General features: G+C 73.8%; 13 protein-coding genes. 6 read left to right on the top strand and 7 right to left on the bottom strand.

Translation table 11 applies throughout. The features are described from left to right. The first annotated feature begins 142 nt into the window (after positions 1 to 142). Positions 143 to 1,858: an AMP-binding protein gene (locus FHR78_RS08590; RefSeq protein ID WP_166760106.1), complete on the top strand. Its 1,716-nt coding sequence runs from the start codon at positions 143 to 145 to the stop codon at positions 1,856 to 1,858. A 279-nt stretch (positions 1,859 to 2,137) separates the two neighbouring features. Here the strand turns inward: FHR78_RS08590 and nagB are convergent, their stop codons facing one another. Next, positions 2,138 to 2,926 carry a glucosamine-6-phosphate deaminase gene (nagB, locus tag FHR78_RS08585; protein WP_166760105.1) on the bottom strand — a complete coding sequence of 263 codons (789 nt, stop codon included), beginning with the start codon at positions 2,924 to 2,926 and terminating at the stop codon, positions 2,138 to 2,140. A 3-nt stretch (positions 2,927 to 2,929) separates the two neighbouring features. Further along, positions 2,930 to 4,186 (bottom strand): PTS transporter subunit EIIC, encoded by a 1,257-nt coding sequence (locus FHR78_RS08580; protein WP_166760104.1) that lies wholly within the window; start codon positions 4,184 to 4,186, stop codon positions 2,930 to 2,932. A gap of 227 nt (positions 4,187 to 4,413) precedes the next feature. Between FHR78_RS08580 and FHR78_RS08575 the strand changes: the two genes are divergently transcribed. Further along, the gene (locus FHR78_RS08575; RefSeq protein WP_166760103.1) at positions 4,414 to 4,647 is read left to right on the top strand and encodes a glucose PTS transporter subunit EIIB; all 234 of its coding nucleotides are present in this window, start codon (positions 4,414 to 4,416) and stop codon (positions 4,645 to 4,647) included. Further along, positions 4,644 to 5,105 (top strand): glucose PTS transporter subunit IIA, encoded by a 462-nt coding sequence (locus FHR78_RS08570; protein ID WP_166760102.1) that lies wholly within the window; start codon positions 4,644 to 4,646, stop codon positions 5,103 to 5,105. The genes FHR78_RS08575 and FHR78_RS08570 overlap by 4 nt, the downstream gene beginning before the upstream one ends. Before the next feature lie 91 nt (positions 5,106 to 5,196). Here FHR78_RS08570 and FHR78_RS08565 read toward each other — a convergent pair whose 3' ends face one another. Continuing rightward, a complete protein-coding gene (locus tag FHR78_RS08565; protein ID WP_166760101.1) occupies positions 5,197 to 5,979 on the bottom strand; it encodes a GntR family transcriptional regulator in 783 nt (260 codons plus the stop codon). A 208-nt stretch (positions 5,980 to 6,187) separates the two neighbouring features. Here FHR78_RS08565 and FHR78_RS15625 point away from each other — a divergent pair, with 208 nt between their 5' ends. Beyond that, the gene (locus FHR78_RS15625) at positions 6,188 to 7,363 is read left to right on the top strand and encodes a peptidoglycan DD-metalloendopeptidase family protein (RefSeq protein WP_166760100.1); all 1,176 of its coding nucleotides are present in this window, start codon (positions 6,188 to 6,190) and stop codon (positions 7,361 to 7,363) included. Positions 7,364 to 7,538: 175 nt separating this feature from the next. Here the strand turns inward: FHR78_RS15625 and FHR78_RS08555 are convergent, their stop codons facing one another. The 4 genes from FHR78_RS08555 to FHR78_RS08540 form a co-directional block, all read right to left on the bottom strand. After that, positions 7,539 to 8,750: an N-acetylglucosamine-6-phosphate deacetylase gene (locus FHR78_RS08555; protein ID WP_166760099.1), complete on the bottom strand. Its 1,212-nt coding sequence runs from the start codon at positions 8,748 to 8,750 to the stop codon at positions 7,539 to 7,541. Further along, entirely contained in the window at positions 8,747 to 9,130 is a 384-nt protein-coding gene (locus FHR78_RS08550; RefSeq protein WP_347878121.1) for a YrdB family protein, read from the bottom strand. The genes FHR78_RS08555 and FHR78_RS08550 overlap by 4 nt, the downstream gene beginning before the upstream one ends. 261 nt (positions 9,131 to 9,391) lie before the next feature. Beyond that, complete coding sequence (gene purU, locus FHR78_RS08545; protein WP_166760098.1) at positions 9,392 to 10,285, bottom strand: formyltetrahydrofolate deformylase; 894 nt, start codon at positions 10,283 to 10,285, stop codon at positions 9,392 to 9,394. 30 nt (positions 10,286 to 10,315) lie between these two features. Continuing rightward, positions 10,316 to 10,732: a DUF1304 domain-containing protein gene (locus FHR78_RS08540; RefSeq protein WP_166760097.1), complete on the bottom strand. Its 417-nt coding sequence runs from the start codon at positions 10,730 to 10,732 to the stop codon at positions 10,316 to 10,318. A 202-nt stretch (positions 10,733 to 10,934) separates the two neighbouring features. Here FHR78_RS08540 and FHR78_RS08535 point away from each other — a divergent pair, with 202 nt between their 5' ends. Further along, positions 10,935 to 11,966 (top strand): LacI family DNA-binding transcriptional regulator, encoded by a 1,032-nt coding sequence (locus FHR78_RS08535; protein ID WP_166760096.1) that lies wholly within the window; start codon positions 10,935 to 10,937, stop codon positions 11,964 to 11,966. 2 nt (positions 11,967 to 11,968) lie between these two features. Then, positions 11,969 to 13,492: a sugar ABC transporter ATP-binding protein gene (locus tag FHR78_RS08530; protein ID WP_166760095.1), complete on the top strand. Its 1,524-nt coding sequence runs from the start codon at positions 11,969 to 11,971 to the stop codon at positions 13,490 to 13,492. The last annotated feature ends 32 nt before the right edge of the window (positions 13,493 to 13,524 follow it).

Raw genomic sequence — 13,524 nt, 5'->3', positions numbered from 1 at the left:
GCCCTCGGCCCGGAACACCCGCCCTCGAGCACCGGGTGCATCGCGAGCGACGGGCGGGCGCGTCAGAGTCGGACGCGCCGGAGCCGGGCGCGGCGCAGCCCGCATGCCGCGCCCGGCATGGGCGGGCGAGCATCATGGGCACATGGTCCCCGTCGCCGAGAAGTCGTCCACCGCCGCGTTCCGTGCCGCCCGAGACTCGCTGGCGGCGCACGCCGGCGACCACGCCGCCGCCCGGGCGGCGTTCCGCTGGCCCGACGTCGGCGACTCGTTCAACTGGGCCGTCGACTGGTTCGACGTGATCGCCCGCGACAACGACCGCGTCGCGCTCTGGATCGTCGACCAGCACGGCGTCGACCACCGGGTCACCTTCGACGAGATGCGCCGACGCTCAGACCAGGTCGCCTCGTGGCTCGTCGAGCGCGGGGTCGCGAAGGGCGACCACGTCATGCTGATGCTCGGCAACCGGGTAGAGCTGTGGGAGGCGATGCTCGCGATCATGAAGATCGGTGCGGTGATCCTGCCCACGTCGGTCGTGCTCGCGCCGCACGACCTCGCCGACCGTGTCGAGCGCGGCCTCGTCCGGCACGTCGTCGCCGACGCGGCCGACGCCCCCAAGTTCGACCACATCGCGCCGGGCGTGGGCCGGATCGTGGTGGGCGGGGAGCACCCGGGGTGGGCGTCGTTCGACGACTCGCGCCGCGCCTCCGAGACGGCTCCCGTCGTCGTGACCGCGACGAGCGACCCCTGCCTCGTCTACTTCACGTCGGGCACGACGAGCAAGCCCAAGATGGTCGTGCACACCCACGCCTCGTACCCGGTCGGGCACCTCACGACGACGTACTGGATCGGCGTGCGTCCCGGCGACGTGCACCTGACCATCTCGTCGCCGGGCTGGGGCAAGCACGCGTGGAGCCTCTTCTTCGCGCCGTGGACCGCCGAGGCCACCGTCTTCGTGCACGAGCAGGCCCGCTTCTCGGCCGCCGCCCTGCGCGAGCAGCTCGACCGGGCCGAGGTGACCTCGTTCTGTGCCCCGCCGACCGTCTGGCGCATGCTCATCCAGTCGTCGCTCGGCGAGCGGCCGGTCGCCCTGCGCGAGGCGCTCTCGGCGGGCGAGCCCCTCAACCCCGAGGTCATCTCGCGCGTGCAGCAGGCGTGGGGCCTCGACATCCGCGACGGGTACGGCCAGACCGAGACGACGGCGATCGTCGCGAACCCGCCGGGGTCGGTCGTGCGGGCCGGGTCGATGGGGCACCCGCTGCCGGGCGTCGAGGTGGTGCTGGTCGACCCCGCGACCGGCGAGGTCGGCGACGTCGGCGAGGTCTGCCTCGACCTCACGGTGCGCCCGGTCAACCTCATGGCCGGGTACCTCGGCGACGAGGCGCGCACGGCGGAGTCGCAGCGCGACGGGCTGTTCCACACCGGCGACGTCGCCACCCGCGACGCCGACGGCATGATCACCTTCGTCGGGCGCACCGACGACGTCTTCAAGTCGTCCGACTACAAGGTGTCGCCGTTCGAGGTCGAGAGCGTGCTGATCGAGCACCCGGCCGTCGCCGAGTCGGCGGTGGTGCCGGCGCCCGACGACGTGCGGCTCGCCGTCGTCAAGGCCTACGTGACGCTCGCCGCGGGGTGGGAGCCGTCGGCCGAGACGGCCCGCGCCGTGCTCGCCCACGCCCGCACGGGCCTGCCGGCCTACGAGCGGGTGCGCCGGCTCGAGTTCGTCGACGAGCTGCCCAAGACGATCTCGGGCAAGATCCGCCGGGTCGAGCTGCGGGAGCGCGAGGAGGCGGCGGCCCGGTCGGGCGACCGCCTCGCGGCCGAGTGGCGCGACGCCGACTTCCCGGACCTGCGGGGCTGACGCCGCGCCTCCTGCGGGCCTGCCCTCGCTCCCTCGCTCCCTCGTTCAGGAACTTGCTCCCTGATCCGCGCGGGGGAGGGAGCGAGGTTCCTGGACCGTGCACCGTTCAGGAAGTCGGCGCGGCGGCGTCCTGAATCGTGTGAGGGGCCTCAGCGTCGTTCAGGAGGCGCACTCCTGAACGGTGCGAGGAGCCTCGGCGTCGTTCAGTACGCACATTCCGGAACGGTGCCCGAACCCGTGCCCCGCCCGTGCCCGAGCCCCGCCCCACCCGCACCGGGCTCAGTGCTCGAAGCGCTGCCACTCCGGCTTGTTCGCGTACGTGTAGCGGTAGTAGTCGGCGAGGGAGAGCTGTGACGCCGCCTCCTCGTCGACCACGATCGTCGCGTGCTGGTGCAGCTGCAGGGCGCTGCCCGGGCACATCGCCGAGAGCGGCCCCTCGACCATGCCGGCGACGGCCGCGGCCTTGGCCGTGCCGACGGCCACCAGCACGACCTCGTGGGCGTCGAGGATGGTGCCGAGGCCCTGCGTCATGCAGTGCGTCGGCACCTGCGACGGGTCGTCGAAGAACCGCGCGTTGTCGGCGCGGGTCTGCGGCGCCAGCGTCTTGATGCGGGTGCGCGACGCGAACGACGACGTCGGCTCGTTGAAGCCGATGTGCCCGTTCGCCCCGATGCCGAGGATCTGGATGTCGACGCCCCCGGCCGCGGCGATCGCCTGCTCGTAGTCGGCCGCTGCGGCCTCGATGTCGTCGGCGCGGCCGTCGGGCACCCGCACGCGCGACGGGTCCATGCCGAGCGGCTCGACGACGTCCCGGCGGATCACCGAGGCGTAGCTCTCGGGGTGCTCGAGCGGGATGCCGACGTACTCGTCGAGGGCGAACCCGGAGGCGCGCGAGAAGTCGAGCTCTCCGGCCTGCACCCGGGCCGCGAGCGACGCGTAGATGCCGGTGGGCGACGACCCCGTCGCGAGGCCGAGCACGGCCTCGGGGTCGCGCTGCACGACCGACGCGATCTTGAGGGCGGCGACGCGGCCCGCCTCGGCGGCGTCGCGGACGATGACGATCTCCATGCCTCAGGCCTTCGTCGCCGCGTCGGCGGACTCGGCCGAGACGTCGTCGTCCTCGCGGCCGGGCGTCTTGAGGTTCCACTTCTTGATCACGAAGCTGAAGACGACGTAGTAGATCACCGCGTAGCCGAGCCCGATCGGGATCAGCCAGATCGAGTTCTGCGAGATGTTGAAGTTCAGCACGTAGTCGATCAGGCCCGCCGAGAACGAGAAGCCGGTGTGGATGTCGAGGGCGTTCACGAGCATCATCGACGTGCCGGTGAGCACGGCGTGCACGATGTACAGCGGCCAGGCGACGAACATGAACGAGAACTCGAGCGGCTCGGTGATGCCGGTGAGGAACGAGGTCAGCGCCGTCGAGAGCATGATGCCGCCGATGAGCTTCTTCTTCTCGGGGCGGGCGTGGCGCCAGATCGCGAGGGCCGCGGCGGGCAGGGCGAACATGAAGATCGGGAAGAACCCGGTCATGAAGACGCCGGCCGTGGGGTCGCCCTGGAAGAACCGGGTCAGGTCGCCGCGGTAGATCTTGCCGTCGGCGCCGGTGAAGTCGCCGACGAGGAACCACACGACGTTGTTGAGGATGTGGTGCAGCCCCGTCGGGATCAGCAGTCGGTTGACGACGCCGAAGACGCCGCCGCCGACGACGTCGTTCGCGGCGACCGCGGTGCCGATCCAGGTGAGGGCCGAGTTGAAGAGCGGGTAGATGAACGACATCACGACGCCGACGACGAGGCCGGTGACGGCCGTGAGGATCGGCACGAGGCGGCGGCCCGAGAAGAACCCGAGGAAGTCGGGCAGCTTCGTGCGGTAGAACCGCTGCCACAGCATCGCCGAGAGCAGGCCCATCACGATGCCGCCGAGCACGCCGTAGTCGATCACGGCGGGGTCGCCGGTGGCCGTCTCCTCGCCCGCGAGCACGAGCGGCGACATGGCGGTGAAGACGCCGTCGATGACCATGTAGCCGACGACCGCCGCGAGGGCCGTCGAGCCGTCCGACTTCTTGGCCCAGCCGATGGCGATGCCGACGGCGAAGATCAGCGGCAGCCAGGTGAAGACGGCGTTGCCCGCCGCGCTGATGACCGAGCCGCCGGTCTCGAAGCCGGGGATGGCGCCGAGCAGGTCGGGCTGGCCGAGGCGCAGCAGCAGCCCGGCGGCGGGCAGCACCGCGATCGGCAGCATGAGGCTGCGGCCGAGGCGCTGCAGCACGGCGAACGCCGCGGAGCCCCTCTTCGGCGTGGTCGCCGTGGTCTCGGTCGTGGTCATGAGGGGTCCTCTCGTCGGTGCACAGCGTCGTGCGACAGGGCCTCGCCACGACGGGTCGTCGGGGCGGGCGGGGCCCTGGGGCAGGAGGTGCGGGTCGGCCGGTCCTGTCCGGTCATGACCAGTGAGTGGTAGTTTCCTCAGACCCGTCCGTGGTGTCAACTGGGAGGGCCGTTCCGGCCCCCGGGCCGCGTCCGGCGTCCGAGCCCCACGACGAAGGAGAACAGCTCATGTCGAGAGCACAGGCCATGATCGACGGACTCGGCGGCGCCGACAACATCGACGAGATCGAGGGCTGCATCACGCGCCTCCGCACCGACGTCAAGGACCTCAGCCTGGTCGACGACGCCGCGCTCAAGGCCGCGGGCGCCACCGCGGTCGTCCGTGCCGGCGGCAGCGTCCAGGTGATCGTCGGCACGATCGCCGACTCGCTCGCCGAGGACATCAACGACCTCCTGCCGTGACCGTCGCGCTCGCCCCCGTCACGGGTCGGGTCGTGTCGCTCGCCGACGTGCCCGACGCCGTGTTCGCCGGCCAGCTCGTGGGAGCGGGCGTCGCGATCGAGCCGAGCGCGCCTCCTGCGGGCGGTCGACTGGTCGACGTCGTCTCGCCCGTCGACGGCGAGGTCGTCAAGCTGCACCCGCACGCGTTCGCCGTCGTGCACGAGTCGGGCACGGGCCTGCTCGTCCACGTGGGCATCGACACGGTGAAGCTCGGCGGCGAGGGCTTCGAGCTCGCGATCGCCGAGGGCGCCGCGGTGGCGGCCGGCGACGTCGTCGTCCGGTTCGACCCGACGGTCGTCGCGGCGGCCGGGTACTCGGCCGTGTGCCCCGTCGTCGTGCTCGACAGCGCGCCGGACAGCGTGCCGCAGCAGTCGGTCGGCAGCGACGTCGAGGTGCGGTCGGCGCTCTTCGAGTTCTGACGCGCCGCCTCCCAGGGCCGGTCCGCCTGCTCGGAGCGGGCTGACGAGGGCCCCGAGGAGGCGCGGGTCGCCCGACGGCGTCCGCTCGCGCTCAGGAGGCGGTCGCCGGCTCCCGTTCCGGGGCGGACGCCGTCGGGGGCGCCGCCGGCTCCGCGGCCGACGACACCTGCATCGTCACCCGGTAGCGGTCCGACCGGTACCAGCTCTCGGAGCGCTCGATCGGCTCGTCGCCCGAGAACGACACCCGGTCGAAGTAGAGAACCGGCGAGCCGTCCCGGGTGCCGAGCAGCGTCGCGATGTCGGCCTGCGCCTCCCGCGCCGCGACCGTCTGCGTGGCCCGGGTGACGGGCGCGTCGTACTCGTCGGCGAGCAGCCGGTAGAGCGAGAGGCTGAGGTCGCGCTCGAGCAGGCCGGGCAGCCGAGCCGACGGGTACCAGGCGTCGTCGATGCTGACGGGCTCGCCGTCGGCCAGCCGCAGGCGCTTGACGTGCAGGGCGGTCTCGCCGGGGGAGAGCCGCAGCGCCGCGGCCGTCTCGGGCTCGGGCACGCACTCGTCGCGCACCAGGACGACGGTGCTCGGGCGGTGGCCGAGCGCGGTCATCTCGCTCGTGAACGACGCGAGGTGCAGGGTCGACTGCACGGCCCGGTGCGCCACGAACGTGCCCTTGCCCCTGACCCGCGTGAGCCACCCCTCGGACACGAGCTGCCCGACCGCCTGGCGCACCGTGATGCGGCTGACGCCGTGCTCGACCATGAGCTGGCGCTCGCTCGGGATCGCGGCGCCGGCGGGCAGGTCGTCCGCCGCGAGCCGCTGCAGGATCGACCGCAGCTGCTCGTGCTTCGGCACGGCGCCGTCGGTGATCAGCTTGCCCATGCGTGCCCTCCGTCCGGCCGGAGGCGGTGGTCCCGTCCGGTCATGACCTATCTCCGTGCCACGAGACTACGCACCCCGGGGCCGCGTCCGCTGGCCCGCGACCGGGGCGTGGCCCCTGGTGCCACGGGCGCGGCTGTCCTACACTCGTCGGGACCCGTGGAGCGAGGAGGACCGTGATCGACACCCCCGGCCCCTTCGTGACGGCCCCGTGAGCGCGTCCGACGCCGCTCCGGTCGAGACCCCGGCCCCGCTGACCCGCCGCGAGGCGCTGGCGCTGGAGCGCGCGGCGCTCGCCGGCCAGACCGTGCCTTCCGTGGCCAACCCTGCTGCGGCGGCGCCTGCTGCGACCGTGCCCGCCGAGGCCGCACCTGCGGCGATCGCGACTCCCGAGTCCGCTCCTGCCGCGTCGGCAGATCCCGTGTCGGCCGCGTCGTCGGGCCGGGCGACCGTGGCCGTCCGCCCGCGTCGGGTGCCTGTCGCTGCCGGGGCGACCCGCGCCTCCTCGACCCGCGCGTCCTCGACCCGCGCCTCCTCGACCCGCGCGTCCTCGGCCCGCGCCTCCTCGACCGCTCGCGCCGCCGCGAAGCCCGACCCCCGGGTGCGCGCCTCGAAGGCCGCCCGCCGTCTCCGCGCCGCGGCCGTCCCCGCCCTCGCCTTCGTCGCCAGTGCGCTCTTCTTCTCGTCGAACGTGACGCCCGCGACCGCGAGCGACCTCGGCGGCACGGTCGTGCAGACGTCGGCCGCCGCTCCGGTGCCCGGACAGACGCTCGCCGCCTCGCTCGTCGTGCTCACCGTCTCGGAGCGCGACGCGTTCGTCGTCAAGGACGCGCCGCCGCCGCCTCCGCCGCCCCCGCCCGTGGTCGAGTCCGAGACGGCGTCCGGCACGTCGAACGCGACGTCGACCCGCAGCGGCGGGGTCGCCGCGGGCGGCGGCACCATCGTCAACTCGGGCACCGGCGACATCCGCTGGCCGTTCCCGGGCACCGTCGTGCTCAGCTCGGGCTTCGGCCCCCGCGCGGCTCCGTGCGCCGCGTGCTCGAGCATGCACATGGGGCTCGACATGACCCCGGGCAGCGGCACGCCGATCGGCGCCGTCGCCGCCGGGACCGTCCGCACGTCGGGCCTGCACGCCCAGTTCGGGCAGTACGCCGTCATCGACCACGTCATCGACGGGCAGAAGGTCAGCACGCTCTACGCGCACATGGTCGTCGGCTCGAGCCCGCTCGTCGTCGGGCAGCAGGTCGCGGTGGGCGAGCTCGTCGGCCTCGTGGGTCGCAGCGGCGTCGCCACCGGGGCGCACCTGCACTTCGAGGTGCTGATCGGCGGCTCGACGCAGGTCGACCCGCGCGCCTGGCTCGACGCGAACGCCGGCCGCACGCTCTAGCTCGCCGCCCGCCGCTCGCCGCCCGGCGCCGCCGCCCCGCACCTGCGCGTGGTGTGGTGTCCCTCTCAACGTTCAGGAACACCGGTCCTGAGCCCGCACGGCTCAGGGGGAGCGCTCCTAACCCGCGTGCACCGGTCAGGACCCGAGCCCGGCGCGTTCCTGAGCCGTGGCGGGCTCACCGACCGTCGGTCAGCTCCCGGCCGGCGGCCCAGACCCGCGAGACGTGCCAGTCGTCCGTCCAGGCGACGGCGTCGGCGACGTAGCCCGGGGCCAGCAGCCCGAGGCGGTCCGCCTCGCCGATCGCCCGGGCCGGGGTCAGGGTGAGGGCCTCGACGGCGGAGACGGGCGTCTGCCCGGCCGCGGAGAGGGCGAGGCGCAGGGCCGCGTCCTGCGTCAGGGTCGAGCCGGCGATCGTGTCGGTGCCCGACAGCACGGCGACGCCGTCGGTCACGGTGACGGCCAGCTCGCCCAGCAGGTAGTCGCCGTCGGCCGAGCCCGCCGCCGACATGGCGTCGGTGATGAGGGCGACGCGGCCGGGTGCCGACGCGAACACCATGCGCACGACCTCGGGGTGCACGTGCACGCCGTCGAGGATCAGCTCGATCGTGACCCGCTCGTCGCTGATCGCCGCGACCACGGGGCCCGGCTCTCGGTGCCCGATGCCCGCGATCGCGTTGAACGCATGGGTCATCATCGTGGCGCCTCGGTCGAAGGCGGCGACGGCCAGGGCGTGGTCCGCCTCCGTGTGGCCGATCGCGACGACGGCGCCTGCGGCCACGATCCGCCCGACGGCGTCCAGCCCGCCCGGCAGCTCGGGAGCGAGCGTGATCTGACGTACCGTCCCGGGCGCGGCCCCGAGCAGCGCGTCGACGTTCTCGGGCGACGGCACGGCCAGGTGCTGCTCGGCGTGCGCGCCCTTGCGGTGCGGCGCGAGGAACGGCCCCTCGAGGTGGGCGCCGAGCACGAGCGGGTCGCGTCGGCGCAGCTCGGCGATCGCCTCGATCGAGCCACGGAGGCGGTCGATCGGGTTCGCGACGAGGCTCACCAGCGATCGGGTCGTGCCGTGCGACCGGTGCAGTGCCAGGCCGCGCTCGATCTCGTCGGGACCTCCGTCGTGGCTGGCACCGCCGCCTCCGTGGCTGTGCAGGTCGACGAGGCCCGGGGTGAGGCGCGCACCGCCCAGGTCGACCACGGTGTCGGCGGCGGGGAGGGCGCCTCCCAGGCCGTCTCGGCCGTCGTGGTGCCGGCCCGGCGCCTCGAGGGGGCAGGTGCGGTCGGCGGCGCTGCCGGTCGCGGCGATGCGGTCGCCGTCGAGGAGCATCCAGAAGCCCTCGGTCTCGCCCGAGGCGTCGACGGCGTGGGCGTTCGCGACGAGGGTGGTGGTCATGCGCGGTCCTCCCGGCGTGCGGCGACGACGCCGGTGACGGCGGCGACGAGGGCGAAGGCGACGGCCACGACCGGGTGGCCGAGCTGCGCCCAGGCGACCGCGGCGGCGCCCATGACCGCGATCTCGACGAGGCTGCGGCCGACGCGGTCGGTCGGCACCACGGCGCGCGGCGAGCGGAACAGGGCCCAGACCACGATCGCGAAGCCGGGCGCGCCGACGACGAACGCGAGGGCGGGCCACGGCCTGTCCCAGGCGAGCCAGCCCCAGAGCGCCAACGAGAACAGGGCGACGAGCTCGACCGCGAACCGGAGCAGGGCGAAGGCCCCCGGGCGGCGGTCCGCCGACGGACGGCGGTCGGTCGCGGGGTCGATCGGGGTCACGGTGCCAGCGTACGGCCGCCGATCGGCTGCGCGGCGCCCTGCCGCACCCCGGAGTGGGGGGGGGGCCCCCGCGGGGGGGGGGGGGGGGGCCGCCCCGGGGGGGGGGGGGGGGGGGGGGGGGGCCCCGCGGCCGCCCGCCGGGGGGGGGCCCCCCCCCCCCCCCCCCCCCGGCGGGCCCCCCCCCCCGGGGGGGGGGGGGGCCCCCCCCCCACTTCGGGGTGTTCCGCGCGGAGACGGCGGCAGCGGCGCCGCGCGTGTGGGTCAGCGGAAGACGATGGTGCGGGCGCCGTCGAGCAGCACCCGGTTCTCGGCGAACCAGCGGACGGCCTGGGTCAGCGTGCGGCTCTCTTCGTCCTGGCCGATCGCCATCAGCTCGGGGGCGCTGCGGGTGTGGTCGACCCGGACGACGTTCTGCTCGATGATCGGGCCCTCGTCGAGGTCGCTCGTCACGAAGTGCGCCGTCGCGCCGATCAGCTTGACGCCGCGGGCGTGCGCCTGGCGGTACGGGTTGGCGCCCTTGAACCCGGGCAGGAACGAGTGGTGGATGTTGATCGCCCGGCCCTCGAGCGCCGCGCAGAGCTCGGGGCTGAGGATCTGCATGTACCGCGCGAGCACCACGAGCTCGATGTCGTAGCGGTCGACGACCTGCAGCACGCGCGCCTCGAACGCGGCCTTCGTGTCGGCGTCGACGACGGCGTGGTGCTCGAAGCGCGTGCCGTAGAACTCCGCGAGCTCGCCGAGGTCGGGGTGGTTGGCGAGCACGAGGGGGATCTCGACCGGCAGCTGCCCGGCCCGCTGCCGGAACAGCAGGTCGTTCAGGCAGTGCGCGGCCTTGCTCGCGAGCACGAGGGTGCGGGTCGGGCGGCCGACCACGTCGAGCTCGTGCTGCATGCCGTAGCGCTCGACGACCGGGGCGAGCCGGGCCTCGAAGGCCGCCCGCTCGCCGGGCGCCTCGACCTGCAGCCGCATGAAGAACGTGCCCGTGTCGTGGCTCGAGAACTGGGCCGACTCGGTGATGTTGCCGCCCGCCTCCACGACCGCTCCGCTGATCGCGTGCACGATGCCGGGAGCGTCGTCGCAGACGAGGGTCAGGGTCCAGTGGGTGGTCGACGCGGCGGGGGCGTCGACCGAGGAGGCGGTGGTCGCGTCGGTCACGAGCCCAGGGTAGTGCGCGGCGCCCGCGTGCTACGCGGCGGCCCAGGCGAGCAGCGCCAGCAGCGCCACCAGGGGCAGGGCGCCCTGGACGGCCGCGGCGCGCGCCTTCGTGCGGTCGCTGATCACCAGCACGAGGGCGGCGGCGAGCATCGAGCCCGCGCCGGCCGCGATCAGGGCGTTGCCCGAGGGGGACGCGCTGAAGGCGCTGGAGGCGCTGCCCGGGTCGCCGGCGACGACCAGTGCGACGCCCACGGCCGTGACGATCGCGAGGAACAGGTTGTAGAAGCCCTGGTTGAGGGCGAGGGGCGCGGTGTGCTCGGCCTGCGCGTCGCTCGTGACGCCGAAGGTCGCCCGCACGCGGGGCGTCGTCCAGAGGAACGACTCCATCACGAAGATGTAGACGTGCAGCAGGGCTGCCAGGGAGGCGGCGACGAGGGCGACGATCATGCGCCGACCCTAGCCCATCGGACATATCGGATGCAGGCGAGGGTCGACGTGGACGATCCGCGAGTCCCGCTCGGACTGGTCGTCACGGTCGTGTTGACAGCGGGGGCGCTCGCGGCTACCGTCGTGGAATCGGTTCCATGGAATCGATTCCACGACGCGGGCCCCGCCCGCCGCACCTCACGAGCTCACAACGGAGTGGCCGATGCCAGCTGTCACGATCAAGGACGTCGCCCAGCGCGCCGGGGTCTCCCCGGCGACCGTCTCGCGCGTGCTGTCGGGCAACCCCGCCACGTCGCCCGGTGCGCGCGAGCTCGTCGAGCAGGCGGTGCGCGAGCTCGACTTCCGGCCCAACGCCCAGGCCAGGGCCCTGCGCTCGACCCGGTCGGACACCGTCGGGCTGCTCGTCTCCGACGTGCGCAACCCGTTCTTCGCCGACCTCGCCCACACCATCGAGCAGGGCCTGCTCGAGCTCGGCTACGTGACGCTGCTCGGCAACGCCAACGAGAACCGCGAGCAGCAGGACCGCTACCTCGACACCCTCATCTCGCGTCGCGTCGACGGCGTCATCGTCGCCCCGCAGGGCGGCGACTCCGCGAGCATCGACGCCCTGCTCACGCGCGACGTGCCCACCGTCTTCGTCGACCGCACCATCCCCGGCGTCGACGTGCCGAGCGTCACGACCGACAGCGGCCCCGGCATCCGGGCCGCCGTCCGCCACCTCGCCGACCTCGGCCACGCGCGCGTCGGCTACATCGCCGGCCCGCAGAGCGTCTCGACGGGACGCGAGCGGCTCGAGTCGTGGACGAGCGCGGTCGCCGAGAGCGGCCTCAGCGACGACCCGGACCTCGTCCACCTCGGCGACTTCCAGAGCGCCAGCGGCTCGGAGGGCGTCCACGCGCTGTTCAGCCTCGACGAGCCGCCGACCGCCATCCTCGCCGCCGACAGCCTCATGGCCGTCGGCGCCGTCGCCATGCTGCACCGTCTCGACCTCCGCATCGGCGAGGACGTCGCCGTCGTGGCCTTCGACGACGTCGAGTGGTTCTCGCTGCTCAACCCGGCGCTCACCGTCATCGCGCACAGCGTCGACGAGATGGGGCGCCGCGCCGTCGAGCTGCTGCAGGAGGTCATCGCGGGACGGCGTCCCGACTCGGTGACGCTGCCGAGCGAGCTCGTCGTCCGCGCCTCCTCGTCCTCTCCCGTCCCCACCCCGTCCCGACCCCTCGGCAGGAACTGACCATGACCACCTCGATCAGCGACGATCGTCCCCTCCTCACCCTCGACCACGTGAGCAAGTCGTTCGGGCCCGTGCGGGTCATCGACGACGTCACCGTGCACGTGCGCGCCGGCCAGGTGCAGGTGCTGCTCGGCGAGAACGGCGCGGGCAAGTCGACCCTCATCAAGATGATGTCCGGCGTGTACCAGCCCGACGGCGGCCGCGTGCTCGTCGACGGCGAGCCCGTCTCGTTGCCCGGCACCCTCGCGGCGGAGAAGCTCGGCATCGCGACCATCCACCAGGAGCTCAACCTCGTGCCGTCGCTCAGCGTCGCCGAGAACGTGATGATGGGGCGGTTCCCGACCCGCTTCGGCATGGTCGACCGCCGTGAGCTGAAGCGCCGCGCGCGTGCCGCGCTCGAGCTGATCGGCCTCGAGGTCGACGTCGACACGAAGGTCGCCGAGCTGGGCATCGCCCGCCAGCAGCTGGTCGAGATCGCCAAGGCCCTCAGCATCGACGCGCGCATCCTCATCCTCGACGAGCCCACCGCGGCGCTCACCCGGCACGAGACCGAGCAGCTCTTCGCCGTCGTCGCGCAGCTGCGTGCCCGAGGCGTCGGCATGCTCTTCATCAGCCACCACCTCGACGAGATCGCCGAGATCGGCGACACCGTCGCCGTGCTGCGCGACGGCCGCTTCGTCGCCGAGGTGCCCGCGTCGACGCCCGAGCCCGAGCTCGTCCGCCTCATGGTGGGCCGCGACATCGACGAGCAGTACCCGCGCGGCACGGGCGCCGGGACGGGCGCCGACGACGTGCTCGTCGTCTCGGGCCTGACCGGCGACGCGTTCCGCGACGTGTCGTTCACCGTGCGGGCCGGCGAGGTGCTCGGCATCGCGGGGCTCGTCGGCGCCGGGCGCACCGAGGTGATCCGGGCGATCGCGGGCGTCGACCGCTACTCCGCCGGCACCGTCAGCGTGCGGGGCCGCGTGCTCAAGAAGGGCGACGTCGCGGGCGCCATCGCCGCGGGGATCGGGCACGTGCCCGAGGACCGCAAGGCGCAGGGCCTCGTGCTGGGCGCCTCCGTGAACGACAACCTCGGGTACGCGACCCTCGCCTCCAGCGCCCGCGGCGGCCTCGTCGACTTCGCGGGACAGCGCGAGCGCGCCGAGCAGGTCGCCGCGCGCCTGCGCATCCGGATGCGCGACATCGACCAGCCGATCGGCGCCCTCTCCGGCGGCAACCAGCAGAAGGCCGTCTTCGGCCGCTGGATCATCGCCGGCTCGACGGTGCTGCTGCTCGACGAGCCGACCCGCGGCGTCGACGTCGGCGCGAAGGTCGAGATCTACGAGCTCGTCAACAGCATCACGGCCGCCGGCGGCGCCGTCGTCATGGTCAGCGGCGAACTGCCCGAGGTGATGGGCATGAGCGACCGGATCATCGTGATGCGCGACGGCGTCGTGGCCGGCGAGGTCGCCGCCGCCGACGCGACCCAGGACGCGCTGATGACCCTCGCCGCCCGCGACCTCCCCGGCGCCGACGCGGCCTGACGCCGCCCTCCCCGACCACGACCCGACGACCT

Source organism: Frigoribacterium faeni (assembly GCF_011761235.1).
Lineage (GTDB): Bacteria > Actinomycetota > Actinomycetes > Actinomycetales > Microbacteriaceae > Frigoribacterium > Frigoribacterium faeni_A.
Note: the sequence above shows the minus strand (reverse complement) of the source record. Positions and strands in the feature narration are given on the sequence as shown.

What these genes read in the sequence shown, in the direction of transcription:
- FHR78_RS08555 (WP_166760099.1), bottom strand. Translation starts at nt 8,750, where the DNA reads ATGACCACCACCCTCGTCGCGAACGCCCACGCCGTCGACGCCTCGGGC.
- nagB (WP_166760105.1), bottom strand. Translation starts at nt 2,926, where the DNA reads ATGGAGATCGTCATCGTCCGCGACGCCGCCGAGGCGGGCCGCGTCGCC.
- FHR78_RS08575 (WP_166760103.1), top strand. Translation starts at nt 4,414, where the DNA reads ATGTCGAGAGCACAGGCCATGATCGACGGACTCGGCGGCGCCGACAAC.
- FHR78_RS08565 (WP_166760101.1), bottom strand. Translation starts at nt 5,979, where the DNA reads ATGGGCAAGCTGATCACCGACGGCGCCGTGCCGAAGCACGAGCAGCTG.
- FHR78_RS08530 (WP_166760095.1), top strand. Translation starts at nt 11,969, where the DNA reads ATGACCACCTCGATCAGCGACGATCGTCCCCTCCTCACCCTCGACCAC.
- FHR78_RS08535 (WP_166760096.1), top strand. Translation starts at nt 10,935, where the DNA reads ATGCCAGCTGTCACGATCAAGGACGTCGCCCAGCGCGCCGGGGTCTCC.
- FHR78_RS08540 (WP_166760097.1), bottom strand. Translation starts at nt 10,732, where the DNA reads ATGATCGTCGCCCTCGTCGCCGCCTCCCTGGCAGCCCTGCTGCACGTC.
- FHR78_RS08590 (WP_166760106.1), top strand. Translation starts at nt 143, where the DNA reads ATGGTCCCCGTCGCCGAGAAGTCGTCCACCGCCGCGTTCCGTGCCGCC.
- FHR78_RS08580 (WP_166760104.1), bottom strand. Translation starts at nt 4,186, where the DNA reads ATGACCACGACCGAGACCACGGCGACCACGCCGAAGAGGGGCTCCGCG.